The 23742-nt window shown below is 65.0% G+C and carries 30 protein-coding genes; 10 read left to right on the top strand and 20 right to left on the bottom strand.

Annotation, left to right across the window (positions count from 1 at the left end; genetic code table 11):
- The first annotated feature begins 245 nt into the window (after positions 1 to 245).
- Positions 246 to 716, top strand: a complete 471-nt coding sequence (locus PMN64_RS09240) for a DUF992 domain-containing protein (protein WP_411780469.1) — start codon at positions 246 to 248, stop codon at positions 714 to 716.
- 697 nt (positions 717 to 1413) lie between these two features.
- Here PMN64_RS09240 and PMN64_RS09235 read toward each other — a convergent pair.
- Complete coding sequence (locus PMN64_RS09235) at positions 1414 to 1827, bottom strand: SRPBCC family protein (RefSeq protein ID WP_016842508.1); 414 nt, start codon at positions 1825 to 1827, stop codon at positions 1414 to 1416.
- A gap of 233 nt (positions 1828 to 2060) precedes the next feature.
- Between PMN64_RS09235 and PMN64_RS09230 the strand changes: the two genes are divergently transcribed.
- Positions 2061 to 2366, top strand: coding sequence for a hypothetical protein (locus PMN64_RS09230; protein ID WP_028339727.1), 306 nt, complete (start codon positions 2061 to 2063; stop codon positions 2364 to 2366).
- Between the two features lie 24 nt (positions 2367 to 2390).
- Here the strand turns inward: PMN64_RS09230 and PMN64_RS09225 are convergent, their stop codons facing one another.
- The 3 genes from PMN64_RS09225 to PMN64_RS09215 form a co-directional block, all read right to left on the bottom strand.
- Positions 2391 to 3026 carry a 2-dehydro-3-deoxy-6-phosphogalactonate aldolase gene (locus PMN64_RS09225; RefSeq protein WP_411780468.1) on the bottom strand — a complete coding sequence of 212 codons (636 nt, stop codon included), beginning with the start codon at positions 3024 to 3026 and terminating at the stop codon, positions 2391 to 2393.
- 11 nt (positions 3027 to 3037) lie between these two features.
- The gene (locus tag PMN64_RS09220) at positions 3038 to 3952 is read right to left on the bottom strand and encodes a 2-dehydro-3-deoxygalactonokinase (RefSeq protein ID WP_411780467.1); all 915 of its coding nucleotides are present in this window, start codon (positions 3950 to 3952) and stop codon (positions 3038 to 3040) included.
- A 142-nt stretch (positions 3953 to 4094) separates the two neighbouring features.
- Positions 4095 to 4310 (bottom strand): hypothetical protein, encoded by a 216-nt coding sequence (locus tag PMN64_RS09215; protein ID WP_026192800.1) that lies wholly within the window; start codon positions 4308 to 4310, stop codon positions 4095 to 4097.
- Between the two features lie 196 nt (positions 4311 to 4506).
- Here PMN64_RS09215 and PMN64_RS09210 point away from each other — a divergent pair, with 196 nt between their 5' ends.
- Positions 4507 to 4683, top strand: coding sequence for a hypothetical protein (locus tag PMN64_RS09210; protein ID WP_171947593.1), 177 nt, complete (start codon positions 4507 to 4509; stop codon positions 4681 to 4683).
- Between the two features lie 91 nt (positions 4684 to 4774).
- Here PMN64_RS09210 and PMN64_RS09205 read toward each other — a convergent pair whose 3' ends face one another.
- Both PMN64_RS09205 and PMN64_RS09200 read right to left on the bottom strand, forming a co-directional pair.
- Positions 4775 to 5044 carry a hypothetical protein gene (locus PMN64_RS09205; RefSeq protein ID WP_411780466.1) on the bottom strand — a complete coding sequence of 90 codons (270 nt, stop codon included), beginning with the start codon at positions 5042 to 5044 and terminating at the stop codon, positions 4775 to 4777.
- A gap of 140 nt (positions 5045 to 5184) precedes the next feature.
- Positions 5185 to 5361: a hypothetical protein gene (locus tag PMN64_RS09200; protein ID WP_162832424.1), complete on the bottom strand. Its 177-nt coding sequence runs from the start codon at positions 5359 to 5361 to the stop codon at positions 5185 to 5187.
- 188 nt (positions 5362 to 5549) lie between these two features.
- Here PMN64_RS09200 and PMN64_RS09195 point away from each other — a divergent pair, with 188 nt between their 5' ends.
- Both PMN64_RS09195 and PMN64_RS09190 read left to right on the top strand, forming a co-directional pair.
- On the top strand, positions 5550 to 5774 hold the full coding sequence (locus tag PMN64_RS09195) for a hypothetical protein (RefSeq protein ID WP_411780465.1): 225 nt from the start codon (positions 5550 to 5552) through the stop codon (positions 5772 to 5774).
- A gap of 208 nt (positions 5775 to 5982) precedes the next feature.
- On the top strand, positions 5983 to 6339 hold the full coding sequence (locus PMN64_RS09190) for a DUF6481 family protein (RefSeq protein ID WP_411780464.1): 357 nt from the start codon (positions 5983 to 5985) through the stop codon (positions 6337 to 6339).
- Positions 6340 to 6395: 56 nt separating this feature from the next.
- Here PMN64_RS09190 and PMN64_RS09185 read toward each other — a convergent pair whose 3' ends face one another.
- Positions 6396 to 6629: a pentapeptide MXKDX repeat protein gene (locus PMN64_RS09185; RefSeq protein WP_016842498.1), complete on the bottom strand. Its 234-nt coding sequence runs from the start codon at positions 6627 to 6629 to the stop codon at positions 6396 to 6398.
- Positions 6630 to 6991: 362 nt separating this feature from the next.
- On the opposite strand from PMN64_RS09185, the gene dctP reads away from it, so the two are divergent.
- Genes dctP through PMN64_RS09170 form a run of 3 tightly spaced genes read left to right on the top strand, consistent with a single transcriptional unit; the run spans position 6992 to position 9920 of the window.
- The gene (dctP, locus tag PMN64_RS09180; RefSeq protein ID WP_038385172.1) at positions 6992 to 8014 is read left to right on the top strand and encodes a TRAP transporter substrate-binding protein DctP; all 1023 of its coding nucleotides are present in this window, start codon (positions 6992 to 6994) and stop codon (positions 8012 to 8014) included.
- Positions 8011 to 8565, top strand: coding sequence for a TRAP transporter small permease (locus PMN64_RS09175; protein ID WP_016842495.1), 555 nt, complete (start codon positions 8011 to 8013; stop codon positions 8563 to 8565). Before dctP ends, PMN64_RS09175 begins: the two co-directional genes overlap by 4 nt.
- Positions 8562 to 9920, top strand: a complete 1359-nt coding sequence (locus PMN64_RS09170; protein WP_028339719.1) for a TRAP transporter large permease — start codon at positions 8562 to 8564, stop codon at positions 9918 to 9920. Before PMN64_RS09175 ends, PMN64_RS09170 begins: the two co-directional genes overlap by 4 nt.
- A 39-nt stretch (positions 9921 to 9959) precedes the next feature.
- Here the strand turns inward: PMN64_RS09170 and PMN64_RS09165 are convergent, their stop codons facing one another.
- Complete coding sequence (locus PMN64_RS09165; protein ID WP_155258394.1) at positions 9960 to 10097, bottom strand: hypothetical protein; 138 nt, start codon at positions 10095 to 10097, stop codon at positions 9960 to 9962.
- Between the two features lie 80 nt (positions 10098 to 10177).
- Between PMN64_RS09165 and PMN64_RS09160 the strand changes: the two genes are divergently transcribed.
- Complete coding sequence (locus PMN64_RS09160) at positions 10178 to 10378, top strand: hypothetical protein (protein ID WP_155258393.1); 201 nt, start codon at positions 10178 to 10180, stop codon at positions 10376 to 10378.
- Positions 10379 to 10398: 20 nt separating this feature from the next.
- On the opposite strand, the gene PMN64_RS09155 is transcribed toward PMN64_RS09160, so the two are convergent.
- Positions 10399 to 11247: an SMP-30/gluconolactonase/LRE family protein gene (locus PMN64_RS09155; RefSeq protein ID WP_411780463.1), complete on the bottom strand. Its 849-nt coding sequence runs from the start codon at positions 11245 to 11247 to the stop codon at positions 10399 to 10401.
- A 300-nt stretch (positions 11248 to 11547) separates the two neighbouring features.
- Between PMN64_RS09155 and PMN64_RS09150 the strand changes: the two genes are divergently transcribed.
- Positions 11548 to 13767: a transglycosylase SLT domain-containing protein gene (locus tag PMN64_RS09150; RefSeq protein ID WP_411780462.1), complete on the top strand. Its 2220-nt coding sequence runs from the start codon at positions 11548 to 11550 to the stop codon at positions 13765 to 13767.
- A 67-nt stretch (positions 13768 to 13834) separates the two neighbouring features.
- On the opposite strand, the gene PMN64_RS09145 is transcribed toward PMN64_RS09150, so the two are convergent.
- The 11 genes from PMN64_RS09145 to PMN64_RS09095 form a co-directional block, all read right to left on the bottom strand.
- Positions 13835 to 14803 carry a tripartite tricarboxylate transporter substrate binding protein BugD gene (locus tag PMN64_RS09145; RefSeq protein ID WP_411780461.1) on the bottom strand — a complete coding sequence of 323 codons (969 nt, stop codon included), beginning with the start codon at positions 14801 to 14803 and terminating at the stop codon, positions 13835 to 13837.
- Between the two features lie 79 nt (positions 14804 to 14882).
- Entirely contained in the window at positions 14883 to 16124 is a 1242-nt protein-coding gene (locus PMN64_RS09140; protein ID WP_411780460.1) for a threonine synthase, read from the bottom strand.
- A gap of 162 nt (positions 16125 to 16286) precedes the next feature.
- Positions 16287 to 17708 carry a dihydrolipoyl dehydrogenase gene (gene lpdA, locus PMN64_RS09135; protein ID WP_411780459.1) on the bottom strand — a complete coding sequence of 474 codons (1422 nt, stop codon included), beginning with the start codon at positions 17706 to 17708 and terminating at the stop codon, positions 16287 to 16289.
- Positions 17709 to 17725: 17 nt separating this feature from the next.
- Entirely contained in the window at positions 17726 to 17968 is a 243-nt protein-coding gene (locus tag PMN64_RS09130) for a hypothetical protein (RefSeq protein ID WP_411780458.1), read from the bottom strand.
- Entirely contained in the window at positions 17969 to 18145 is a 177-nt protein-coding gene (locus tag PMN64_RS09125) for a hypothetical protein (RefSeq protein WP_162832423.1), read from the bottom strand.
- A 12-nt stretch (positions 18146 to 18157) separates the two neighbouring features.
- Positions 18158 to 19525 carry a pyruvate dehydrogenase complex dihydrolipoamide acetyltransferase gene (locus PMN64_RS09120; RefSeq protein WP_411780457.1) on the bottom strand — a complete coding sequence of 456 codons (1368 nt, stop codon included), beginning with the start codon at positions 19523 to 19525 and terminating at the stop codon, positions 18158 to 18160.
- Between the two features lie 2 nt (positions 19526 to 19527).
- Positions 19528 to 19833 carry a DUF5076 domain-containing protein gene (locus tag PMN64_RS09115; RefSeq protein WP_018271806.1) on the bottom strand — a complete coding sequence of 102 codons (306 nt, stop codon included), beginning with the start codon at positions 19831 to 19833 and terminating at the stop codon, positions 19528 to 19530.
- Between the two features lie 5 nt (positions 19834 to 19838).
- Positions 19839 to 21245, bottom strand: a complete 1407-nt coding sequence (locus PMN64_RS09110) for a pyruvate dehydrogenase complex E1 component subunit beta (RefSeq protein ID WP_304495496.1) — start codon at positions 21243 to 21245, stop codon at positions 19839 to 19841.
- Positions 21246 to 21290: 45 nt separating this feature from the next.
- A complete protein-coding gene (gene pdhA / locus PMN64_RS09105; protein WP_411780456.1) occupies positions 21291 to 22310 on the bottom strand; it encodes a pyruvate dehydrogenase (acetyl-transferring) E1 component subunit alpha in 1020 nt (339 codons plus the stop codon).
- 162 nt (positions 22311 to 22472) lie between these two features.
- Positions 22473 to 22787, bottom strand: a complete 315-nt coding sequence (locus PMN64_RS09100) for an FtsB family cell division protein (RefSeq protein ID WP_028339710.1) — start codon at positions 22785 to 22787, stop codon at positions 22473 to 22475.
- Positions 22788 to 22928: 141 nt separating this feature from the next.
- Entirely contained in the window at positions 22929 to 23480 is a 552-nt protein-coding gene (locus PMN64_RS09095) for an NADPH-dependent FMN reductase (protein ID WP_411780455.1), read from the bottom strand.
- Positions 23481 to 23742 lie beyond the last annotated feature (262 nt).

The raw sequence follows: 23742 nt of genomic DNA, 5'->3' as shown, positions 1-23742 counted from the left end.
CGTTACCTCTCCTGCCTAAAAAAACGACCTTGCGCGCGCACGCTCGTTCGACGCCGATAGATCCACCATTGAGGTGTAGCCGGGACGACGATCAAAAAAGTATCGCCGTTGGTTGATCGTCGTCTTCCTGGCCAGTCGCTCGCGAGCGTCGACCGTCGGCAGCAATCAAACCAATCTCTAAGGCTCCCTTAACCACAAACGAAGGCCGCACGCGGGGTCATTGGCCGATTGCGCGCCGATCCGCGTTGTCCAGCACCATGCGTGTGAAAAGCCGTTCGATCGCCTCTGCTCTGTGTGGTGCGGCGGTTCTCGCTGCGCCGCTCGCAGCCGCCAATGCGCAGCAGGTGCAGGCCGGAACGCTTGAGTGTCGTGGCGGACCCGATACCGGGTTCGTCGTCGGTCCGGTGACCAACCTCGATTGCGTGCTGCACGTCGATAGCACGCCGGACAGTCGTTATGTCGCGGCCATCCGCAACCTCGGCGTTTTGATCGGAGATCAAGAAGTCGCCATGGCCTGGAAGGTGATGGCGCCCGTGCCGTGGCTTGGAAGCGACGATCTCGCCGGCGGCTACGCCCATGCCGACGGCGCCGGCGTCAACGTTCTCGCCGGCGGCTCGAATACGCCGATCACGCTGCATCCGTTGAACGGGCAGAACGTCCCGTCAACGCCGCCCCTGAAAATCGAGAACCTCGAGATTCGGCCCGTGGACCGCTGACCCCGAGCGTAGCCAGGCGATGGCCGGCGCGGTCGCCAGAATGCACAACGCCGTCCGCTTGAAATACATGCGGACGGCGCTGGCCCTAGCCCCAGGAAGGTGATGCAAAATCCTGACAGCTCCAAGTCTGCACACTTTGTGCCAGCGGCGCATGTCCCAAATTGGCTATCACGCGGCATGGCCCAAATGGGCCATTTGGAAACACAGAAACGAAGATAAGTTAGGCACCGAGGCGCCGGCGACGGTGCCTCACGACCAAAGTGTCTACTTGGCCTCAGCGTGGCCCACGCGCTGAGGCCTTTCTTTTTTAGTGTTCGCCGTGTGCCGTGAAATCAGTCGCCGTCTTTATCACTCAGCGCACGAACGATTCCGTAGTTCTCCGTGCGTGAACAAAGTTCCGACGGCGATTGAGAGACCGATCGCTTTCTGTTCGTGCGTTGCAGGTTCCAACACTTGCCGTGAGCGCCGGCAGCGCGCTTCGCAATTTCTTAATCCAAGAATGCGTTCTTAGGGGATTGTGAGTGCCCTCCGCGGTCGTCGATATAGCAGGGACCGCGATGGACGATTCCGGGATCGTCCTTTTTCCTCGATGAGGATTCGCACGACTAAAAACATCAAGCGAGCGATGCGGACGCAGCACGCAGCGATCACGCCGCGCGCGGTCGCTTCAACGTCACGCCGCTCTCCAGTCGCCGAATCAGGACCGCCGCTTGGCTTCGACGTAACGCTTGAAGTTATCCAGGATCGCCTGCCAACCGCCGCGCTGCTGCTCGACCGAATGGGTATCCTCGCTATCGAAGCTGACCTGCACCTTGACGCCGCCGGTCTCCGGCGTGAATGCGACCTGCGCGCTGCGATCGCCGAAGGAATATTCGAGCAGACGGGGCTCCTCGACCCTGGTGTAGGTGCCGGCGAAATCGAACCCCATGCTGCCGTCCTTGGCTTCCATCCGCGACGAGAAGGCGCCGCCGGTGCGCAGGTCGACGGTCGCGGCGGTCGTGTGCCAATCGTCGGAAGCCGCGTTCCACTGCTTGATGTCGTCGGGTGTCGTGTAGGCGCGCCAGACATCCGCGATCGGCGCGGCAACGGTCGTTTCGACGGCAATCCTCATATCTATTCCCTCGTCGCGATGGGGTGAAATTGACGCGCTTCCCGGGCGGCGTCGAACCGCGGCCATTCTATTAGGGCCATAGATGCTTTCGTCAAATGACAACGCCCGGACCATCGGGAACATGAAGAGACCGGAGACGCCGTTCAACCAACCAAATGGTGCGTGGCCGCCACAAGAATTTCGTCAGGAATGACCGTGTATGCAAGACGGGTCCAATGCCCGGAGAGCGCGTCATGCGGAACCTGAACACCGTCCTGAGCAAGCTGAACGACCGCCTGCTGCGGCTGGAGGGCGAACTGTTCGTGCTGCGATCGATCGCGCGCGCCGCCCTCACCGCCGGCGACGAGTCCGCCGTCCGCACCCGCAAGCTGCTCGAAGGCGCCAAGCTCGCGCTGTCAGACGAAGCCGAACGGCCGCTGGACGCCGCGACCGGGAAATACGTCGCGGCCGCGATCGCCATGGTCGAAGAGCTGCTTGAGAATCCGCGTGAGGCGGCGCCGCTGTTCAGGGTGATCGACGGCGGCAAACGGGACGATTAGCGCGCTTGCCAAAAAGCACCGAGCCTAGCCGGCGCCCTGCACGGCCGCATCATACGCCTCGATCGTCACCCTTGCCCTGGCCGCAATATCCGCGGCCGTCATGCCCGGCTTGTAGAGGCTGCTGCCGAGACCGAAGGCGCGAATGCCCGCCTTCACATACTCGGCGAAATTCTGGTCCGAGACGCCGCCGACCGCGGCGATCATCACATCCGGCGGCAGCACGGCGCGGATCGCGGTGATACCGGCGGCGCCGAGCACGCTGGCCGGAAAGAACTTCAGGCTCGACGCTCCCGCGCGCGCGGCGAGCAGCGCTTCCGTCGGCGAGAACACGCCGGGCATCGTGATCATCGCATGGTCCCGCGCCCGCGCCAGCACCTCGACATCGACATTCGGCGACACCATGAGGCGGCCGCCGACGTCGTGCAGGCGATCGACGTCTGCTGCAGTCAGCACCGTGCCGGCGCCGATCAGAACATCGGCCGGCGCGCGCTTCGCCGCGATCTCGATCGAGCGGAACGGCTCGGGCGAGTTCAGCGGAATCTCGATCGCGGTCATGCCGGCGTCGAGCAGCGCGCTGACGATGCCCGGCACCTCGTCCGGCTTGACGCCGCGCAGGATCGCGACCAGCGGTCGCTTCATCGGCGGAAATGGAATGCTCATGCGTTGATCCCTCAGTTCTTCCAGATCGCCGCCGCCGCGCCGGCGAGACCACGGCGAACCGCCTCCTCCGCGTCCACGGCATCGAGCGGAATCAAAAGGCATTCGAGCGCCATCTGATAGAGGCGCTGCAACCGGCCCGAGGCAATCAGCGTAACCGGCGCTCCCTGCTTTCGCTCCGCAAGGCCCGCCGCCAGCTCGACGCCGATCAGCGTACCCGAGATCGTCTCACGCGCGGCCTCGGCGCTGCCGCCGAACAACAGCTGCCGCGATCGCACGCGAAACAGCAGATTGGCCGACAGCGCCGGCGCCGCGAAGGCCTCCGCGACGGCCGCGCGGAACGCATCGCCGTCAACCACCTCCTCTGCGCCGGCGACGGCGTGCGACAGGATGGTGTCGCGCGCGACCGCGCTGAACAACTCTCCGGTCATGAAGGTCGCAAAGCGCTCGACCGTTCCGCCGCGGACCCTGACCCATTTGGAATGCGTTCCCGGCATGCAGACGAGCGCCTCGCCCGGTGCGTTCAAGCCGAGCGCACCCAGCAGCTGGGTCTCCTCGCCCCGCATGACGTCGGGCGCGGCGGTAGCACGCTGCGCAATCCCAGGCAGGATACGGATATCGCGCGGCTGCCCGCTGACAACGACGGCGCCCTTGAGGATGTCCGAGAGATGCGCCGGCGTATCGATATAGCCGGCCTCGACCCAGCCCTGCCGCGCGCCCGCCATGCCGCAGATCACGACCGGCAGGTCGGCCGCCGCGCCCAGCGCATCGAGATGCGATTGTAGCACGGCCGCAAAACCGGTCCTGGCGGCCGCGGTCATGCCTTCATCGCTGCGGCGCTCACCGAGCACCTTGCCACCGGCACTCATCAGCCAGAGCCGGAAGCTGCTGGTGCCCCAGTCGACCGCGACATAGGAAAGCCCGCTCATCGCGCCCTGTTCCACGCTTTCAGTGTCCGGCGCGCCGACGGCGCCGCTGCCCAGACGCGATAAAGGCGATCATCGCGCCACGCAAGGCGGCCCGTTGGCGTGACGCGACGAGGCCTCGCTGGCATCAGGTGCGCGGGATCGATTACCGCGCGCCCTTCAGCGTGCAGGAGGTCGTGCAGGTCGTAACGTTGCCCCGGTCGCATTTGATGCAGGCGTTGACGCACTGATCCATGACCTTGGGATTGTACTGACTGTAAAGATTGGCCGCACAGCTGTTGGTCGATCCCGTGACCTCCGGGTCGGACCAGCAACCGGACAGTAAAAATGCTGCGGCACTCAAAATGGCGACCTTGCGCATAAGGCCTCCTGCCACGCTCTATCCGAGTAACCTTGATCGGTTAGGTTAAATTCTGGTTTCAATTGCGACCTTATTCGGAAGCAGTATTGCTTATCCACCGGACATTTCCCCAAGGTCCGGGCCCACACCGGCAAGGCCGTCAGGCGACCCCGCCTGGCGGCTTTGTTGCCCAGCAATGCACAAGGATACCAACAAGATGGCCCGAAAGCCGCGGTGGTCGTTCAAGGAGGACCGACGACTGATGGAACTGGCACGCTCCTCAAAGTCGCTGGAGGAGGTCGTGAAGGCGACCGGCCGCTCGCCGGAGCGGATCAAGAAGATGGCCATGCGCCTCGGCCTGTCGATCAAGCCGCGCGGTGCCACCAAGAAATAACCTGAAATGCGGCCGCTGCGGCGGCCCGGCCGGCGCGCCTTCCAGCGAAATCGGCACCGCCTCGCGTGCGGACAACGCGCCAGAAAAAGATCTAGAGCTCCGGCGGACAATCGTCCTTCGCCCGCACCGGGATCGCCTTGGCCTCGCCCTGCGGCTTGGCCTCAGCCTCCGCCTCGGTCGCCCGGGTGCAGGTGGTCAGCACGAAGGCGACCCGGCTGCATTGCCATTCCGGCCCGAGCGCCGCATTGGACACCGGCTCGGGCGACGCCAGCGTCAGGGATAGATACGCCAACAAAACGGCACCCGCCGCGCCTGCGGCAGCCAGCGCCGCGCCCTTTCCGGACCACAGCTTGGACATCATGGCCTTGGTTCCCGCCGATCTCTGGGAGTCGAGGCAGCCCGCCTGTCCGCGTGTGATCGGAATCACAGCCGGGATCAAACAGTTCAGCCCGAGTCTTTGGGCTTGATGTGGGATCGATATTGCACTGCCGCAAGACGGGGTCAGCGCGCCGGCTCGATCACATTACAGTTGGTCCGGCCCGACATCAGGCAGTCCTGCATCTTGCTCGCCGCCGTGAGGTCATGCGCGAGCCAGAGGCCGACCGCGAGCATGACCGCTGCGACCAGCAGTCCGATCAGCGCGCCCCTTCTGCTGCCTCCGTCGTCGGATTCGCTCATGCCAGCTTCGGTTCCCGATTGCCACGGTCCGCATCATGACCGTTTGCACGGTTGCGTGCGATCAATTCTGCAACAGTCGCACTACGAAATGCACGGCCGCGGCCGTCGGCACCGCAATTCCGTTGCGCGCCAGGGGCGACTCGCGAAAGAGTGCTCGCTGAAGTGGAGCGCGTGTGCGGGGCGTGCCGATGAGCGAACAAGAAGCAACGACGTACAACTACCAGCGTTACAGGCAGTTGCTCTCGGAGGCTGTCGATGAGAGCAGCAGGCTGCAGCTGATCAGCCTGCTGATCGCCGAAAAGGCGCGCGACAGGCTGGAAGCCCAGCGCGCCTCGGACCGGAGCGCGATGACCGCTGAGACGGTCGCCAAGGTCCTGGGTAATGGACGACGCGAGCACCTCCAGCGCGGCTGAACTTTTCAACAGCCCTTGTTCGATAGCCCTTGGTGACCAGCCACTCACCACGCGTCCGCGGGGCGAACGATGGCCGCTTGACGCTGGCTCATATCTCCCTTGCTCCACAGCCCTCCGTTCGCCACTGGCAATTTCGTCGCCATTCACTTATTGAAACGCCGAACCAACCCCATCCATCACCCGAACAGAAAGCAGCAAGGCTTCCTCTATGAGTGGCTTCAAGGAACCGGGTTTTGCCGACCGCCAGAAAGCGGCCCTGCAGGCGCGGCAAAACCTCCTCAACAAGTTTCGCTCCCAGCCGGGAGCTGACGATCCCACTGTGAAGGCACGTGCCGAGGAGCGCGCGGCGATCGCCGACCGCCGCGCCAAGGCCAAGGAAACCCGTGAGGCCGAAAAGGCCGAGCAGAAGCGCCGCGAGGAAGAGGCCGCAGCCGCCGAGGCCGCCCGCATTGCGCGCGAAAAGGAAGAGGAAACCGCCCGCGAGGAGGCGCTGCTCGCCGAGCAGAAGGCCAAGCGCGATGCCCGCTACGCGGCACGCAAGGAGCGCGGCAAGAAGAAGCGCTAAGGCGCAACCAGGCCCGCCAGAGCGGCGGGCCTGCGGACAGCGGGCGATGACGGCAGTCAGTTCTTCTTCATGCCGTCGTCTTTCTTCATCATCGCGCCGCCGTCCTTCTTCATGGCGTCGTCCTTCTTCATCATGCCACCGTCCTTCTTCATGGCATCCTTGGACATCGTGTCTTCCTTCTTCATCGCGTCATCCTTGCCCATCTTGTCCTGAGCGAAGGCGGCGGGCGCCAGCGCGAGGCTGAACGAGAGCAGCGCGGCGGAAAGGCCGAGGCGGGTCTTGGTGGTCATGGTGATGATCCCTTGTGTGGTCGAATGTGAGCGCGACGACTTGCCGCTCTCTGCTCGACGCACTTGCGCCGGCCGTCGTTACCTCCAATAACGAATTCTTGAAGCAGCACGGCTGCGGGTCGCCCGGCGGCTGGTCGCGCGACGGTTGCGTGACGACGCGGCGTCACCGCGCATCAGTGTGCGCCGCAACAACGGCAAGGCTTGAATGTCAGGACTTGAACGTCAGGACTTGCAGCCCCGTATTGGCTCGCACTATCAGGTCGCCTCGAACTATCAGACTAGAGAATATTCACGCGAAGACCGGCTAAGCTAAAGCTCCGCGCCGGCCTAACAGCCACTCAAGAAGCTCTCAGGGGAGAACCATGCTTACACGCCGCCACGTCCTTGCTTCCGCCCTCGCCGCACCCGCCGTCCTGCGGATGGGCATCGGGACCGCGCATGCCGCGACCACGCTGAAGATCTCCCACCAGTTCCCCGGCGGCACCATCGACAAGGGCGACTTCCGCGACCGGCTGTGCAGGATGTTCGCGGCCGAGGTCGCCAAGCGCTCGGGCGGCGACCTCACCGCCGAGGTCTACCCGAACTCGTCGCTGATCAAGACCAACGCGCAGTTCTCGGCGATGCGCAAGGGCGCGCTCGATCTCAGCCTGTATCCGATGCCTTATGCCGGCGGCGAATTGCCGGAGACCAATATCGGCCTGATGCCGGGCCTCGTCACCACCTACGATCAGGGCCTGCGCTGGAAGAAGGAGCCGGTCGGCAAGGCGCTGACCGACTTCCTCGCCGACAAGGGCATTCTGCTGATTTCCTGGGTCTGGCAGGCCGGCGGCGTCGCCAGCCGCTCCAAGGCGATCGTGGCGCCTGAAGATGCCAAGGGCCTCAAGGTGCGCGGTGGCTCGCGCGAGATGGATATGGTGCTGCAGACCGCCGGCGCCGCCGTGCTCTCGGTGCCCTCGAACGAGCTCTACGCCGCGATGCAGACCGGCGCCTGCGACGCCGGCATCACCTCCTCCACCAGCCTGATCTCGTTCCGCCTCGAGGAGGTCGCGAAATCGCTGACCTCGGGCGCCGGCGCCTCCTACTGGTTCATGCTGGAGCCGTTGATGATGTCGAAGGCGATCTTCGACAAGCTGCCGAAAAACCAGCAGGACATCATCCTCGCCGTCGGCACCGAGCTCGAGGCGTTCGGCCGCAAGGGAGCGCAGGACGACGATACCGAAGTCGCCAAGGTCTATGAGAAGGCCGGCGCCAAGGTCAGCGCGCTCGATGCGACCATTGTCGGCAAGTGGCGCGACATCGCGCGCGATACCGCGTGGAAGGATTACGGCGCCAAGACCGCCACCGCCGCCAACCTTTTGAAGCTCGCAAGCGACGTCGCCGCATGATGCATGGTCCGGTAGCGGATCAGGCCGAAACCGCAAGCATCGCCGCGGGCAACACGCCCGTGGCCTTGCTTGGGCGCGCGCTGTCCATCTGCAACAACATCATCGTGGTGTTCGCCGCCCTCGCCCTGGTCGCGGCCTGCGTGATCCTGAGCTACAGCGTGCTCGGCCGCGCCCTGTTCCACAGCCCGAACTACTGGCAGGACGAGGCCGCCGTGTTCCTCCTGGTCGGCGCCACCTTCATGACCTCGGCCTATGTGCAGAGCCAGCGCGGCCATGTCAGCATCGAGGCGTTCGTCGGGCTGCTCTCGGCGCGCGCCAATGCCATCAGGCTGTGGCTGGTCGATGTCGCGAGCTTCGCGTTCTGTGCCTTCTTCGCCTGGAAGTCCTGGACCCTGGCGCATGAGGCCTATGTCGACGGCCAGGTGTCCAACTCGATGTGGTCGCCGCCGCTGGCCATCCCCTACGTGCTGATGGCGCTGGGCATGACGCTGCTCTGCGTGCAGATCCTCCTGCAAATCATCATTCCGCTGACGGGTGGTGCACGCCGATGACCGTGTTTGGTATTGGTATCTCCTACGGACTTGCCACCCTGTTTGCGATGTTCTCCGGCATGCCGATCGCGTTCGCGCTCGGTGCCGTCGCGGTCGTGTTCATGGCGATCTTCATGCCGGCGGCCTCGCTCGATACGGTGACGCAGAACGTCTACGAGGAGATGGCCTCGATCACGCTGCTGTCGATCCCGCTGTTTATCCTGAAGGGCGCGGCGATCGGCAAATCGCGCGCCGGCCAGGATCTCTATTCGGCGCTGCACGCCTGGCTGCACCGCGTGCCCGGCGGCCTCGGCGTCGCCAACGTGTTCGCCTGCGCCCTGTTCGCGGCGATGGCCGGCTCCTCGCCGGCGACCTGCTCGGCAATCGGTTCGGCCGGCATTCCGGAGATGCGCAAGCGCGGCTATTCCGGCGGCTTTGCCGCAGGGATCATTGCCGCCGGCGGCACGCTCGGCATCCTGCTGCCGCCCTCGATCACGATGATCCTGTTCGCCGTCGCAGCCGAGAAATCGCTGGGACGGCTGTTTCTCGCCGGCATCGGCCCCGGCCTGCTGCTGGTGACGCTGTTCGGTTTCTACGCCGTATTCCGCTTCCGCAAGGAATACGCCATGGCCCGCGCCGTCTATGACGCGACCGGCAAGGACGCGGCGATCCTGCAGCATGACGAATTCACCATGGCCGAGCGCTTCAGCGCGCTGCCGCGCGTGATCCCGTTCGTGCTGCTGCTGACCGGCGTGATGATCGCGCTCTATGGCGGCTACGCCACGCCATCGGAAACCGCCGGCCTCGGCGGCCTCCTGGCGCTCGGGCTGATCGCCGTGATCTACAGCGTGTGGACACCCAGCGACCTGTCGCCGATCCTGAAATCGACCATCCGCGAGTCCACCATGCTGATGCTGATCATCGGCATGTCACTGCTCTATTCTTATGTGATGAGCTACCTGCACATCTCGCAGTCGGCGGCGGAAGCGATCGTCGCAATGCACCTGCCGCGCTGGGAGCTCTTGTTTGCGATCCTCGTGATGGTGATCGTGCTCGGCTTCTTCCTGCCGCCGGTCTCGATCATCCTGATGACCGCGCCGATCATCCTGCCGCCGCTGCGCGCGGCCGAGTTCGACATCATCTGGTTCGGCGTCGTCATGACCATCGTGATGGAGATGGGGCTGATCCATCCGCCGGTCGGCCTCAACATCTTCGTGATCCGCAACGTCGCGCCCGACATCCCCTTGAGCGAGGTGATCTGGGGCACGCTGCCGTTCGTGCTGCTGATGATGTTCGCAGTGCTGTTACTCTGCTTCTTTCCGCAGATCTCGACCTGGCTGCCGAATCTGATCATGGGGCCGGACGGCGGGCGCTAGACCGTTTTCGCGCAGGGGGGACGCGGCAAGACGAGAGTTTCAGGCCGCCTCCTGCTCGCGTTCCGCGAGCGCCTTCTCGATCCGGCGGACCAGCAACGCCGTCGGACGCCCCTCGCGCTGTAGCCGGCGGAGTTCGTTCCACAGCCTGATGATTTCGCGGTCTCGCTCGGCGTCCATGGCGGCACTCTCCCGGAGCGCGCCAATATGAACGAAACGAGAACGAAACTCAAGGCCCCGAGATCAAGACGCAGTCGCTCGTGCAGGAACCGGAGCGACGCGGCGCGATTGGTTCCTTCATGAAAATGGCCAAGGCAATTCGCAAGCAGGCGCAGACCGCGGAGCGGGTTGCATTGACGACGGCCGACGCACTTGTCGCCAACCAGATGCGCTCCCTCGCCCGCGCCTTCAGGAGCCAGGCCGATATCCTGAAGAGGAAAGAGAAGAAAAAGAAGAAGTGAGACGCGCCTGCGGTCGCGGCTCAGGGATAGCCATCACCCGGCGTGTCGACCTCGACCACGTCGATCCGCGACGTGGACCTGCCCTTGCGTAGCTCCTCGTAGGACGTCTCCGCGCTCAGGCAGAACAGCGTCCTGCGGTCCGCGCCTCCGAGCGCGCAGGCAAGCGCGCGGCGGCCGGACAGCGTGATGCGCTCACGCTCCACACCGGTGCGATCGATCCGGACAAAAGCATCCTCCGTAAAAGACGCGACCCAGGTCGCCCCGTCGGCATCGAGGCAGATGCCGTCGGGGTCGTTGATGCTGCCGAACCGCCCGCGCAGGCTCAGGCCGCCGTCCGGCGCGATGTCGTAATCGGCGAGACCTGCGCCATCCATTTCGGCAACGACGAGCCGGCGATGGTCGGAGGAGACCGCAATGCCGTTGGGAAACCGCAAGCCTTCCGCGACGACGCGCGCACTGCCGTCGGGCGTCACGAGGATGATCCGGCCGAACGCACCGCGGCGCTCCGGCGGCGGCAGGTTGAAGCCGAGATCGCCGACATAGGCGCGTCCCTGCCCGTCGATGATCATGTCGTCGATCGTGCCGTTCGCGACCTCGGAGAGATCGGCATAGAGCGACAGCGCTCCGTCGGAAAACCGCAGCAGCCGCTTCCTGAACATCGTCAGCACGACGATGTCGCCATCAGGCAGTACGCCGAGACCACACGGCGTGTCGTCGGTCAGCGCAGCATGCTCCTGCAACTCGCCCGACGGGCTGATGCTCAGAAGCGTCCGCGCCATGCAATCGACGAACCAGAGCCGCCCGCGATGCCAGCGCGGGCCTTCGAAATAGCGGCCGCCGTCGAGGATGGTTCTGAGGCGTGCCGTCATGGCGCACCAGCTGGCGAAAATTGATCTGTCAGTAACATCGGCAGCCCCCACGCGTGTTCGCAACGACGATACAACTCAGGAGGAACCGGTCAAAGCACGGTGCGGCCTGTCCGTTTCCGCCCGTAAAAACCCCGGTTCCCGCGGGTTCCACACGTCATATTCCATATTTCGCCGTGTTTTCCCTGTTGAGTTGCAGCAGCATTAACACTCGAGAATCGAGGGTAGTGATAATCTGCGGCGGTTGTGCCGCCGTATGACGCGTTCTGTTGTGCCTCATGGTTTCTCAGGGGGGACCAGGGAATGAACCGTTGCCTACGTCCGCTGGCGTGCTTCGCCACCGCCGCCGCGCTCGCGCTGCTTCCGGTCCAGGCGACCGCCAAGCCGCATCACCAGCACCAGGCCAAGAGCGGCCACGGGGACAAGAAGGCGCATGGCGGCAAGGCCGCGCGCGAGAGTGCCTCCGGCAAGCGGCGGCACGCCAGACATGGCGCCGACAAGCGGAAATCCGCGAAGGCCAAATCCGCTCCTTCCAAATCCGCTGAGAAGGCGCCCGAGCCGGAGAAGCCCGCCGGGCCGCAATTGTCGGGCGATCTCGCCACGATCAGGGACGCGATCCTCGCCGCGCGCAGAGGCAAGACCAGCGACGCGACCGACATCCAGGCCAAGATCACCGACCCGGTCGGGCGAAAACTCGTCGAGTGGTATCTGCTGCGCCACTCGGAATCGAGCGCGCCGTTCACCCGCTATGCGGCATTCGTGACGGCCAATCCGGATTGGCCAAGCGTCACGCTGTTGCGCAAGCGCGCCGAAGCGCGGATGTGGCAGGAGCGCAGCGATCCGGCCACGGTGCACGGCTTCACCCTCGATCAGCCGATCAGCGCCAAGGGCAAGTTCGCGCTTGCCCGCACGCTGCTGGCCGAAGGCGACCGCGACGGCGCCACCCGCCTGGTGCGCGAAGCCTGGCGCTCGGAGGAGCTGTCCGATCGCACCGAGAGCGACGCCTATGATGCGTTCAAGGACCTGCTGACGCGCGACGACCATCGGGCGCGCATGGACAAGCGGATCGGCGCCAAGGACCTCGCCGGCGCGCGGCGCGCGGCACAGCGGCTCGGCAGCGACGATCTGGCGATCGTGAAAGCCTGTGGCGCGGTCCGCGGACAATCCAGCAAGGCAGAGGACACACTCAACGATGTACCGGCCGATGCCCGCCGCGATCTCGGCTACACGCTGTGCCGAATTCAATGGCTGCTTGCGAAGAACAAGGTCGACGAAGCCGCGCGCGTGACGATCGCGGCTGAGCCCGAGACGATGGCGCAGCAGGACACCGACCAGTGGTGGCGCGAGCGCCGCATCCTCTCCCGCAAGCTGCTCGACCAGGGCGAGTACCAGGCGGCCTATGACGTGATCCGGCCCGCGGCGGCGCCGGACAATCCTTATTACCGCTCCGACATGCACTTCATGCGCGGCTGGATCGCGCTGCGCTATCTCAACGACGCCAGGATCGCCGCGGCGCATTTCGCGCATATCGACGAGGGCCAGACCAACCCGACCGTGCTGGCGCGCGCCGCCTATTGGCGCGGCCGCGCCGCCGAGGCACTTGGCAATTCCGCGGCGATGCGGGCCGATTACCAGGCCGCCGCGCGCTACCCGACGGCCTATTACGGTCAGCTCGCGCTGGCCAGGCTCGGCCGTGATGGTGGCGTCGAGCTGCGCGCGCCCTCGCCGGCCGCCAGCGCCGGCAGCATGGCGGCGGATGAGCGCGTCCGCGCCGCCGATATGCTCTATGCGATCGGCGAGCCCGACATCGTGCTCTATTTCGCGGCCGACCTCGCCGAGGAAAGCACCGATGTCGGGATGCTCGAAGCGCTCGGCGAGCTCACCGGCCGCCGCAACGATGCCCGCGCCATGCTGCAGATCGGCAAGATCGCGCTCGCGCGCGGCTTTGCCTTCGACCATTACGCCTTCCCGGTGATCGGCATTCCCAAGCACACGCCGATCGCCCCCGATATCGGGCGCAGCATGACCTACTCGATCGCGCGTACCGAAAGCGCGTTCGACCAGCGCGACAAGTCGGCGGCCAATGCCGTCGGCCTGATGCAGGTGACTCCCGAAGCCGGCCGCGACACCGCCAAGCGCTTCGGCGTCAGCTATGACTGGACCCGGATGGTGTCCGATCCCGTCTACAACACCCAGATGGGCGCAGCCGAGCTCAGCGCGTTGCTGTCGGAATATCGCAACTGCCACATCATGACCTTTGCCGGCTACAACGCCGGCCGCGGGCGCGTTCGCGACTGGATCAAGGCCTATGGCAACCCGCGCGATCCCAAGGTCGATCCGGTCGACTGGGTGGAGCGGATCCCGATCTCGGAGACGCGCAACTACGTCCAGCGCGTGATGGAGAATTTCGCGGTCTACCAGGCGCGGTTCGAGGACGCCGGCACCGCGGTGGCCAAGAACGGCGAGCGCGTCGTGACGCAGGAGAGCAATGCGGCGCCGGCTGAGACAATGCCGTCGCAATAATCCAGCATCGCCCCGGCCTAGTGCGCAATTGCGCACGGGGGCCGGGACGACGCGGAGAGATCGCGGTTCAATCCACCTTCACGTTGACGGCCTTGATCATCGGCCACCATTTTGCGATTTCCGCCTTTTGCCAGGCCCCGAGCGCTTCCGGCGTGAGCTGGTCCTTCGGCGGCATCTGCAAGCCCAAATTCTCGAGTTGCTTTTGCACGGCCGGATCGGCCATCGCCTCGACCGCTGCGGCGTTGAGCTTGGCCACGATCTCCTTCGGGGTGCCCTTCGGCACCCAGAGGCCGGACCACAGCGTCATGTGGAAGCCCGGCAGACCGGCCTCGTCCACCGTCGGAACGTCGGGCGCATTCGCGACCCGCTTGGAATCGGTGACCGCATAGGCGCGGATATTGCCGGCGCGGACCTGGTTGATCGAGTTCGAGGTCTGGTCGACGATGATGTCGATCTGGCCGGCGACGAGGTCGTTCAGCGCCGGCCCGGTGCCGCGATACGGCACATATTGCAGCTTGATGCCGGAGACGTTCTCGAAATAGAGCCCGGCGATATGGCTGCCGCTGCCGGCGCCGGCGGTACCCGCGGTCGGCGGCGCCGGCCGCGACTTCAGCCACTCCAGCAATTCCTTCAGCGATTTCGCCGGCACGGCGTTCTTGCTGACGATGATCATCGGGTTGCTCGGCAGCAGCACCACCGGCTCGAGATCGGTGACGAGGTCGTAGCCGAGCTTGTAGATCGCGCCGTTGGCGACATGGGTGCCGAGATGGCCGAACGAGATGGTGTAGCCGTCGGGCGCCGAGCGCACCGCACGGCCGACGCCGATCGAGCCGCCCGCCCCGGTCACGTTCTCGATCAGAAGCACCTCGCCCAGCGACTGCTTCATGCGCTCGCCGAGGATGCGCGCCATCGCATCCGAGGGGCCACCGGCAGCAAACGGCACCACGATGGTGATCGGGTGCGCGGGATAGGTTTCCGCGGAAACGGTCCCCGTCAACGCCAACATCGCCAACACGGCCAGAACCAGCTTCCGCATCACGCTCTCCCTCAATTTTCTTGTTTCCAATTATTTTTGAAGGGCCACCTCTCGACAAGATGGCCCTTCGAATGAGGCGTCAGAACTGCGAGAAGTCGATCGGCTTGTGCCGGTCGAGCGTGCGGGTGATCGGCGGCAGCGGGTATTTCAGGCCGCTGGCGCAGTTGAACAGCATCACGCGGTCGGTCTTGCTGACACGGCCGTCGGCGAGGCTCGCCTTGTAGGCGGCATAGGTCGCGGCGCCCTCGGGGCACAGCAACAGCCCCTCCTCGCGCGCGACCTCGTTGAGGGCGGCGCTGATCTTGTCGTCATCGACGGCGATCGCAAAGCCCTTGCTCTCGCGCACCGCGCGCAAAATGAGGAAGTCGCCGATCGCCTGCGGCACGCGGATGCCCGAAGCGATGGTGTGCGCATCTTCCCAGCGCGCAGCGTGTTCGGTGCCGGCCTCATAGGCCCGCACCATCGGCGCGCAGCCGGAGGCCTGCACCGCGACCATGCGCGGGCGCTTGCTTCCGATGAAGCCGATCTTCTCGAGCTCGTCGAACGCCTTCCACATCCCGATCAGGCCGGTGCCGCCGCCGGTCGGATAGAAGATCACGTCGGGCACGTCCCAGCCGAGCTGCTCGGCGAGCTCGAGGCCCATCGTCTTCTTGCCCTCGATCCGGTACGGCTCCTTCAGGGTCGAGGTGTCGAACCAGCCGACTTTCGCTTTTCCCTCGCCGACGATCTTGCCGCAGTCGTCGATATAGCCGTTGACGCGATAGACGGTTGCGCCCTGCAGCTCGATCTCGCTGACATTCACCTCCGGCGTGTCCGCCGGACAGAAGATCGTGGTCTTGATGCCGCAGGAGGTGGCATAGGCCGCCAGCGCCGCGCCGGCATTGCCGTTGGTCGGCATCGCCATGTGCTTGATGCCGAGCGCCTTGCCCATCGACACCGCCATCACGAGGCCGCGTGCCTTGAACGAGCCGGTCGGCAGCCGGCCTTCATCTTTCACAATGATCTCGCCGCCACCAAGCTTTGCGCCGAGCCGCGGCAGCCGGATCAGCGGCGTCGTGACTTCGCCGAGCGAGACGATGTCCTTGGATTTACGCACCGGCAGCAGCTCGCGGTAGCGCCACAGATCGGCAGGACGCTGGGCCAGCGCATCCTTCGTCAGCGCCTTCTTCACCCCGGCGAGGTCGTAGCGCACCAGCAGCGGCTTGCCGGCCTTGGAGAGGTTGTGCACCTGGTCAGCGGGATAATGATCGCCGTCCATCGCGCATTCGAGATGGGTGACGAAGGTCGGGCGTTCGATGGTGAGGTTGTCGTTGTCTTTCACGAGATTCTGTCCTTCTTGTTCTTCGTGAGTTCTTCCCTGCCGGATCCGTCACCCTGAGGAGCGCGAAGCGCGTCTCGAAGGGCGACGAGCCCGGCTGCTAGGTCTCGGCCGTGCATCCTTCGAGGCTCGCTGCGCTCGCACCTCAGGATGACGGAGCTGAGACTAGATATTCAGCACGCGCCCGTAGGCGTCGAGCACCGCTTCCTTCATCATCTCCGACAAGGTCGGATGCGGGAATACTGTGTGCATCAATTCCTCTTCCGTGGTCTCCAGATTCATCGCCACCACATAGCCCTGGATCAGCTCGGTGACCTCGGCGCCGATCATGTGGGCGCCGAGCAGCTGTCCGGTCTTCTTGTCGAAGATCACCTTGACGAGGCCCTGGTCCTCGCCGAGCGCAATCGCCTTGCCGTTGCCGACGAAGGGAAAGCGGCCGACGCGGATCTCGCGGCCGCCTTCCTTGGCGTTGGCCTCGGTGAGGCCGACGGAGGCGACCTGCGGGTTGCAGTAGGTGCAGCCCGGGATCATCAGCTTGTCCATCGGATGCGGATGCAGGCCCTTGATCGCCTCGATGCAGATCACGCCTTCATGCTCGGCCTTGTGCGCGAGCATCGGCGGCCCCGCGACGTCGCCGATCGCATAGATGCCGGGAACGTTGGTCTTGCCGAGGCCGTCGATCACGATGCAGCCGCGGTCGGTTTTGACGCCAAGCTTCTCCAGCCCGAGATTCTCGATATTGCCGACCACGCCGACCGCCGAAATCACGCGCTCGAACTCCACCGCTTGCGGCTTCTCCTTGCCGTCGTCGATGGTCGCAACCACGCTGTCGGCCTTCTTCTCGAGCTTTGTCACCTTGGTCGAGGTGAGGATCTTGATCCCCATCTTCTCAAACCGCTTGCGGGCGAGCCCTGCGATTTCCGCATCCTCGACCGGGAGAATCTGCGGCAGCACCTCGACCACGGTGACGTCGGCACCCATGGTGTGGAAGAACGAGGCGAACTCGATGCCGATCGCGCCGGAGCCGACCACCAGCAGCGACTTCGGCATCCGCTCCGGCACCATCGCCTCGAAATAGGTCCAGATCAGCTTCTTGTCGGGCTCGAGCCCGGGCAGCACGCGCGGCCGCGCGCCGGTCGCCACGATGATGTGCTTGGCCTGATAGGTGCCCTCGCCACTGGCGCCCTTCGGCGCCTCGACCGCCGACTTCTTCACCGTGATCTTGCCGGGCGCATCGATCGTGGCGTCGCCCCAGATCACCGTGACCTTGTTCTTCTTCATCAGGAAGCCGACGCCGTCATTGAGGCGCTTCGAGACGCCGCGCGAGCGCTGCACCACCGCCTTCGGATCGAACGAGACGTTGTCGGCCGACAGCCCGTAATCCTTGGCGTGCTGCATGTAGTGATAGATCTCGGCGGAACGCAGCAGCGCTTTCGTCGGGATGCAGCCCCAGTTCAGGCAGATGCCGCCGAGATAGGATTTCTCGACGATCGCGGTCTTGAAGCCGAGCTGCGCGGCGCGGATCGCGGTCACGTAGCCGCCCGGGCCGGAGCCGATGATGATGACGTCAAAGGATGTGTCGGCCATGGCGGCTCCCGTTCAACTCAACGTGTGGCGCCGCGGGCGCGGCTTCTTGCGATCAATGACCTGACCAGCCATTCGAACCCGATCACCAGGGCCATGATGGCCAGGGCCGTCAGCACGATCGGCTGGGCGATGTTCCGCGCCAGCTGCTCGCCGGCGAAGAACGCGGAGTGTAGAAAATCCAATCCGACCGGATTGAGCACCAGTGCGGCCGACAGCAATAGCGAGATCCAGGGCCAGCGCGTGCGAGCCGTGCCGGCCATTCATCCGTACTCCCGCCATACCGCACCGAGGAACACGGACCACGCCAGCGCCAGCACCGCGGCGCCGATCATCATGATCCTGAACTGGATCGTCGATATCAGGTCGCGGTTGACCGCAACGAGCAACGCGACGGCGACGGCCGCGAGCAGGACGTACGGACCGTAGATCGCGTACATGGCGGATGCCCGTCACACCATCATCATCACGGGGTTTTCGATCAGCTGCTTGAAGGCGCCGATCAGCTCGGCGCCGAGCGCGCCGTCGATCGCGCGGTGATCGCACGACAGGGTCACGCTCATCATGTGCGCGATCTCGATCTTGCCGCCGCGCACCACCGGACGCTCCTCCGAGGTGCCGACCGCGAGGATCGAGGCATGCGGCGGATTGATCACGGCGGTGAAGTGGTTGATGCCGTACATGCCGAGGTTGGAGACCGCGGTGGTGCCGCCCTGATATTCCTCCGGCTTCAGCTTGCGGGCGCGGGCGCGCGCGGCGAAATCCTTCATCTCGTTGGAGATGGTCGAGAGCGTCTTGGTCTCGGCCTTGCGGATGATCGGGGTGATCAGGCCGCCCGGCATCGCCACCGCGACGCCGACGTCGGAATGCTTGTGCTTGAGCATGCCGCCTTCGGTCCAGCTGACGTTGCAGTTCGGAATCTTCTGCAGCGCGACCGCCATCGCCTTGATGACGAAGTCGTTGACCGAGATCTTGTAGAGCGGCTTCTTCTCCTTGTCCTTCGGCGCTGCGGCGTTGATCTCCTCGCGCGCGGCGAGCAGCTTGCCGATGTCGCAGTCGATGGTGAGGTAGAAGTGCGGGACGTTCTGCACCGAGGCGGTGAGACGCTGCGCGATGGTGCGGCGCATGCCGTCATGCGGCACCACCTCGTAGGAGCCCGGCTCGAACAGCGCGAGGATCTGCTTGTCCGACATCGACGGCGCGATGCTCGGTCCTGCGGCGGGCGCGGCCGCCGGCGCCTTCAGGCCCTTGCCGGACTTGGCCTCGTCGACGTCGCGCGCGATGACCCGGCCATGCGGGCCGGTGCCGGTGATGCGGGCGAGATCAATGCCGGCTTCTTTTGCCAGCCGGCGCGCCAGGGGCGATGAGAACACCCGCGCGTGGCCGTTGGCTTGCGCGGCCGGTGCAGCGGCCTGCGGCACCGCTGCCGGCGCTGCGGCCGGCTTCGGCGCGGGCGCCGCCGCCGGTGCGGGAGCCGCCGCAGGCGCCGCGGCCTGGGCGGCGGGCTTCGGCGCCTCGGCGGGCTTGGCCGCCGGTGCTGCGCCCGCTCCGGCGCTGGCCGCCGCCTTCACATCCTCGCCGTCGCCGGCCATGACCGCGATGACGTCGTTGACCGGCACGTCCTGGGTGCCCTCGGGCACCAGGATCTTGGCGATCGTGCCTTCATCGACCGCCTCGACTTCCATCGTCGCCTTGTCGGTCTCGATCTCCGCGATCACGTCGCCGGACTTGACCTTGTCGCCCTCTTTCTTGAGCCACTTGGCGAGGTTGCCCTTTTCCATCGTCGGCGACAGCGCGGGCATGAGAATATTGATCGGCATTGTCAGTGACCTTGTTGCGACCGCGGTTTGGTTTGGCCCATGTCGGTCGGCCGGGCGATTTCGGCTTCGAACATCTCGACGATGCGCGCGAGCGCCTCGTCCTCGGTGTATTCGCTCTCGCGCGCATAGGCGCGCGCGGCGTGACGGGCGATGTCGACCAGCATCAGCCCCCACATGTCCGGCTCCTCGAACGCGCGCTGGAACGCGATCGACAGGCCGCCATCGACGACGAAGGCGCGCAGCACCTCGATGGCGTCGTCGCGGCCCATCACGTCAGGCGGCAGCGGCTGCTCCTTGGGACCGGCCATCGGCGTTACCGGTAGGATACGGCCTTGGCGGCGGCGACCACCTCGGCGACGGAGGGCAGAGCGAGCTTTTCGAGGTTGGCGGCATAGGGCATCGGCACGTCCTTGCCGGAGACGCGCGCCACCGGCGCGTCGAGATAGTCGAAGGCGTGCTCCATGATGCGCGCGGCGACCTCGGAGCCGACGCCGCTCTGCTGCCAGCCCTCCTCGACCGTGACCGCGCGGCCGGTCTTCTTCACCGAGTTGATGACGGTCTCGGTGTCCATCGGACGGATGGTGCGCAGATCGACCACCTCGGCCTCGATGCCTTCCTTGGCGAGTTCGTCGGCAGCCTTCAGCGCATAGGACATGCCCATCGCCCAGGAGACGATGGTGACGTCCTTGCCGGCGCGGGCAATCCGCGCCTTGCCGATCGGCACCACGAAATCAGCCAGCTTCGGCACCTCGCCGGTGTGGCCGTACAGCACCTCGTTCTCGAGGAAGATCACCGGATTGGGATCGCGGATCGCGGCCTTGAGCAGGCCCTTGTAGTCGGCGGCCGAATACGGCGCGATCACCTTGAGGCCCGGGATCTGCGAGTACCACGCCGCATAGTCCTGGCTGTGCTGCGCGGCGACGCGCGCGGCGGCGCCGTTCGGGCCGCGGAACACGATCGAGCATCCCATCTGGCCGCCGGACATATAGAGCGTCTTGGCGGCGGAGTTGATGATCTGGTCGATCGCCTGCATGGCGAAGTTGAAAGTCATGAACTCGACGATCGGCTTCAAGCCCGCCATCGCCGCGCCGACGCCGACGCCGGCAAAGCCGTGCTCGGTGATCGGCGTATCGATCACGCGGCGGGCGCCGAATTCCTGCAACAGGCCCTGCGTCACCTTGTAGGCGCCCTGATACTCCGCGACCTCCTCGCCCATGATGAAGACGTCGCCGTCGCGGCGCATCTCCTCGGCCATCGCATCGCGCAGCGCCTCGCGAATGGTCTGCGTGACCATCTCGGTCCCCGCAGGGATTTCCGGATCAGGCAGCGGCTCGGTCGCGGGCGCGGCCGGCGCCTTCGCCGCGGGCTGCGGCGCTTCCGCCTTTGCATCCCCCTTGGCTTCGGCCGGCGCGGCCTCGGCGGCCTTCGGCTGCGGCACTGGTGCCGCCGGCGCCTTGGCGAGGTCGGCGGCGCTCTCGCCGTCGACGAGAATCGTGGCGATCGGCGTGTTCACCGCAACGTCGGCGGTGCCTTCCGGGATCAGGATCTTGCCGAGCGTGCCCTCGTCGGTTGCCTCGACCTCCATCGTCGCCTTGTCGGTCTCGATCTCGGCGATGACGTCACCGGACTTGATGGTCTCGCCTTCCTTTTTCAGCCATTTGGCGAGGTTGCCCTTCTCCATGGTGGGCGACAGCGCAGGCATCAGCACTTGAATGGGCATATCGGCTCCCGAAATCGGTCTTGAAATTCGTCTGCGCGGGTGGGGTCAGCGGTAGATGTCGGTATAGAGCTCGGCCGGATCCGGCTCCGGATCGTGCTGCGCGAAGTCGGCGGCCGCGTTGACGATCTCGCGCACCTCGGCGTCAATCGCCTTCAGATCCTGCTCGCTGGCGCCCGAGGCCAGCAAGCGGTTGCGCACCTGCTCGATCGGGTCCTGGTCGTGACGCACCTTCTCGACCTCCTCGCGCGTGCGGTACTTGGCCGGATCGGACATCGAGTGACCGCGGTAGCGGTAGGTCTGCATCTCCAGAATCATTGGACCGTTGCCGGCGCGGCACCAGGCCACGGCCTCATCGGCGGCGGCCTTGACGGCGCGCACGTCCATGCCGTCGACCTGCTTGCCCGGAATGTTGAAGGAGGCGCCGCGCTTGGAGAAATCCTGCTGGGCCGATGCGCGCGACACCGAGGTGCCCATCGCATAGCGGTTGTTCTCGATCACGTAGATCACCGGCAGCTTCCAGAGCTCCGCCATGTTGAAGCTTTCGTAGACCTGGCCCTGGTTGGCCGCGCCGTCGCCGAAATAGGTCACGCTGACGTTATCGTTGCCGCGATAGCGGTTGGCGAACGCAAGGCCGGTGCCGAGCGAGACCTGCGCGCCCACGATTCCGTGACCGCCGTAAAAGTGCTTCTCCTTGCTGAACATGTGCATGGAGCCGCCCTTGCCGCGGGAATAGCCGCCGCGGCGTCCGGTCAATTCGGCCATCACGCCCTTGGCTTCCATGTCGCAGGCCAGCATGTGGCCGTGGTCCCGGTAGCCGGTTATGACCTCGTCGCCCGGCTTCAGCGCCATCTGCATGCCGACCACGACCGCTTCCTGGCCGATATAGAGATGGCAGAACCCGCCGATCGCGCCCATGCCGTAGAGTTGACCGGCCTTCTCCTCGAAGCGCCGGATCAGGAGCATGTCCCGCAGTGCCTTGAGCTCCTGCTCCTTGGTGAATTCGGGGGGAGAACCGGCCTTCTCCTGCCCTGATTCTTTTGCGACGCTTTTCTTGGGTGCGGCCATGGCAATTCCGGGTGAGAGAAGTCGGAGAACCCTCTCTAACCCAACTCAAATCGCCTTGGAAGGATTGCGTTCGCCCGATGGAATTTTGCTATGCCGCACTGCAGCGCAGCGCGACATTTTTGTGATAGCACGCGAATGATTTTGAAATTTGAGAACGCGTCGTCAGTTCTTGTTGATCCGCACGAGATCACGCGGATTGGCGTAGTCGAGCTGGAAGCGCGCACGCTCGTCCAGCATATCGGGATCGACCCGGTCCGACCGCAACAGCGACACCCGCTGCTCGCCCTCGGCCCGCTCCTTCTTCAGCCGCGCCAGCTCGGAGGTCAGCGCGATGATCTCCTGATCGAGCTCCTGCCGCGCGTTCAAGCCGTATTTGCCGGTGTAGGCGTTGACGCCGAAATAGCCGACCATCAGCGCCGCCAGCGTATAGAGGGCGAGCCCGGTCAGAATCGATTTGAGGCGTGTGCGGGAAACCATGGCCGCGAGCATGCGGCCATGGGGTTAACGAACGCTGAACCAGAGCGTTTTCGAGCGAAGTGGATACCGGTTCGCGTGAACGAAAGCGCGTCAAAACAAGTTCAGAGTCCCGTTCCGATTCAATCGGAACGGGGCTCTTGCTCAGCGGTTCTGCTTTTCGATAAAGGCCGCGAAGGCGTCGAGGTACTGCTGCAGCACGCCCTTGAGCGACTCCTTGGTCAGTTCGCCGCTGTCGTCGAAGGCATCGCCGACGCCGTTGAGATAGGCTTCCGGCTGACCGAGGATCGGGCCGGAAATGCCCGGCAGGATGTTCTGCAGGTGCTTCACCGCGCTGACGCCGCCGAGCGGTCCGGGCGAATTGCCGATGATGCCGATCGGCTTGCCGATGAATGAGCTCTTGCCGTAGGGCCGCGAGGCGACGTCGATGGCGTTCTTCAGCACGCCCGGGATCGAGCGGTTGTATTCGGGGGTCACGAACAGCACGCCGTTCGACTTCTGCAGCTTCTCTCGGAAGGCGAGCCAGTCCGCCGGCGGCGCGGCCTCGAGGTCCTGGTTGAAGAAGGAAATTTCCTGAAGCGTCGTCACATCGAGCTTGAGCGACGCCGGTGCAAGCTTGGCCAGTGCATTGGCGATCTTGAGCGAGAAGCTCTGCTTGCGGATGCTGCCGACGATGGTGACGATGTTATAGGCCATAGCAAATTCCCCTCGGGTTGCGCGTGAAACTGGTGGCCCTCACCTACCGGCGCACCAAGAAAGATGCAAGTGCATGGATCGTTCAATTCCGGAAACGCAGCGTTTCGCCGAATTGGTCTATGCAAAGCAAAAAGGCCGCCCCTGTCGGGACGGCCCTTCGTTTTCGATCCTCAGCCCTTGTTCGGGTTGATCAGGAATTTCTCGCCGGTCGCGCGCTTGTTGTAGACGGCGATGTTGTCGAGCTGCAGGGTCTCCTGCAACG

Source organism: Bradyrhizobium sp. UFLA01-814, assembly GCF_046718885.1.
GTDB classification, from domain to species: Bacteria; Pseudomonadota; Alphaproteobacteria; order Rhizobiales; family Xanthobacteraceae; genus Bradyrhizobium; species Bradyrhizobium elkanii.
The sequence above is the reverse complement of the archived record's forward strand: the minus strand, read 5'-3'. Positions and strand labels throughout refer to the sequence as shown.

Excerpts from the sequence above, each read along its gene's own strand:
- PMN64_RS09235 (WP_016842508.1), bottom strand. The coding sequence starts at position 1,827 with ATGAGGATTGCCGTCGAAACGACCGTTGCCGCGCCGATCGCGGATGTC.
- PMN64_RS09230 (WP_028339727.1), top strand. The coding sequence starts at position 2,061 with ATGCGGAACCTGAACACCGTCCTGAGCAAGCTGAACGACCGCCTGCTG.
- PMN64_RS09225 (WP_411780468.1), bottom strand. The coding sequence starts at position 3,026 with ATGAGCATTCCATTTCCGCCGATGAAGCGACCGCTGGTCGCGATCCTG.
- PMN64_RS09220 (WP_411780467.1), bottom strand. The coding sequence starts at position 3,952 with ATGAGCGGGCTTTCCTATGTCGCGGTCGACTGGGGCACCAGCAGCTTC.
- PMN64_RS09215 (WP_026192800.1), bottom strand. The coding sequence starts at position 4,310 with ATGCGCAAGGTCGCCATTTTGAGTGCCGCAGCATTTTTACTGTCCGGT.
- PMN64_RS09210 (WP_171947593.1), top strand. The coding sequence starts at position 4,507 with ATGGCCCGAAAGCCGCGGTGGTCGTTCAAGGAGGACCGACGACTGATG.
- PMN64_RS09205 (WP_411780466.1), bottom strand. The coding sequence starts at position 5,044 with ATGATGTCCAAGCTGTGGTCCGGAAAGGGCGCGGCGCTGGCTGCCGCA.
- PMN64_RS09200 (WP_162832424.1), bottom strand. The coding sequence starts at position 5,361 with ATGAGCGAATCCGACGACGGAGGCAGCAGAAGGGGCGCGCTGATCGGA.
- PMN64_RS09195 (WP_411780465.1), top strand. The coding sequence starts at position 5,550 with ATGAGCGAACAAGAAGCAACGACGTACAACTACCAGCGTTACAGGCAG.
- PMN64_RS09190 (WP_411780464.1), top strand. The coding sequence starts at position 5,983 with ATGAGTGGCTTCAAGGAACCGGGTTTTGCCGACCGCCAGAAAGCGGCC.
- PMN64_RS09185 (WP_016842498.1), bottom strand. The coding sequence starts at position 6,629 with ATGACCACCAAGACCCGCCTCGGCCTTTCCGCCGCGCTGCTCTCGTTC.
- dctP (WP_038385172.1), top strand. The coding sequence starts at position 6,992 with ATGCTTACACGCCGCCACGTCCTTGCTTCCGCCCTCGCCGCACCCGCC.
- PMN64_RS09175 (WP_016842495.1), top strand. The coding sequence starts at position 8,011 with ATGATGCATGGTCCGGTAGCGGATCAGGCCGAAACCGCAAGCATCGCC.
- PMN64_RS09170 (WP_028339719.1), top strand. The coding sequence starts at position 8,562 with ATGACCGTGTTTGGTATTGGTATCTCCTACGGACTTGCCACCCTGTTT.
- PMN64_RS09165 (WP_155258394.1), bottom strand. The coding sequence starts at position 10,097 with ATGGACGCCGAGCGAGACCGCGAAATCATCAGGCTGTGGAACGAACTC.
- PMN64_RS09155 (WP_411780463.1), bottom strand. The coding sequence starts at position 11,247 with ATGACGGCACGCCTCAGAACCATCCTCGACGGCGGCCGCTATTTCGAA.
- PMN64_RS09150 (WP_411780462.1), top strand. The coding sequence starts at position 11,548 with ATGAACCGTTGCCTACGTCCGCTGGCGTGCTTCGCCACCGCCGCCGCG.
- PMN64_RS09145 (WP_411780461.1), bottom strand. The coding sequence starts at position 14,803 with ATGCGGAAGCTGGTTCTGGCCGTGTTGGCGATGTTGGCGTTGACGGGG.
- lpdA (WP_411780459.1), bottom strand. The coding sequence starts at position 17,708 with ATGGCCGACACATCCTTTGACGTCATCATCATCGGCTCCGGCCCGGGC.
- PMN64_RS09130 (WP_411780458.1), bottom strand. The coding sequence starts at position 17,968 with ATGGCCGGCACGGCTCGCACGCGCTGGCCCTGGATCTCGCTATTGCTG.
- PMN64_RS09125 (WP_162832423.1), bottom strand. The coding sequence starts at position 18,145 with ATGTACGCGATCTACGGTCCGTACGTCCTGCTCGCGGCCGTCGCCGTC.
- PMN64_RS09120 (WP_411780457.1), bottom strand. The coding sequence starts at position 19,525 with ATGCCGATCAATATTCTCATGCCCGCGCTGTCGCCGACGATGGAAAAG.
- PMN64_RS09115 (WP_018271806.1), bottom strand. The coding sequence starts at position 19,833 with ATGGCCGGTCCCAAGGAGCAGCCGCTGCCGCCTGACGTGATGGGCCGC.
- PMN64_RS09110 (WP_304495496.1), bottom strand. The coding sequence starts at position 21,245 with ATGCCCATTCAAGTGCTGATGCCTGCGCTGTCGCCCACCATGGAGAAG.
- pdhA (WP_411780456.1), bottom strand. The coding sequence starts at position 22,310 with ATGGCCGCACCCAAGAAAAGCGTCGCAAAAGAATCAGGGCAGGAGAAG.
- PMN64_RS09100 (WP_028339710.1), bottom strand. The coding sequence starts at position 22,787 with ATGGTTTCCCGCACACGCCTCAAATCGATTCTGACCGGGCTCGCCCTC.
- PMN64_RS09095 (WP_411780455.1), bottom strand. The coding sequence starts at position 23,480 with ATGGCCTATAACATCGTCACCATCGTCGGCAGCATCCGCAAGCAGAGC.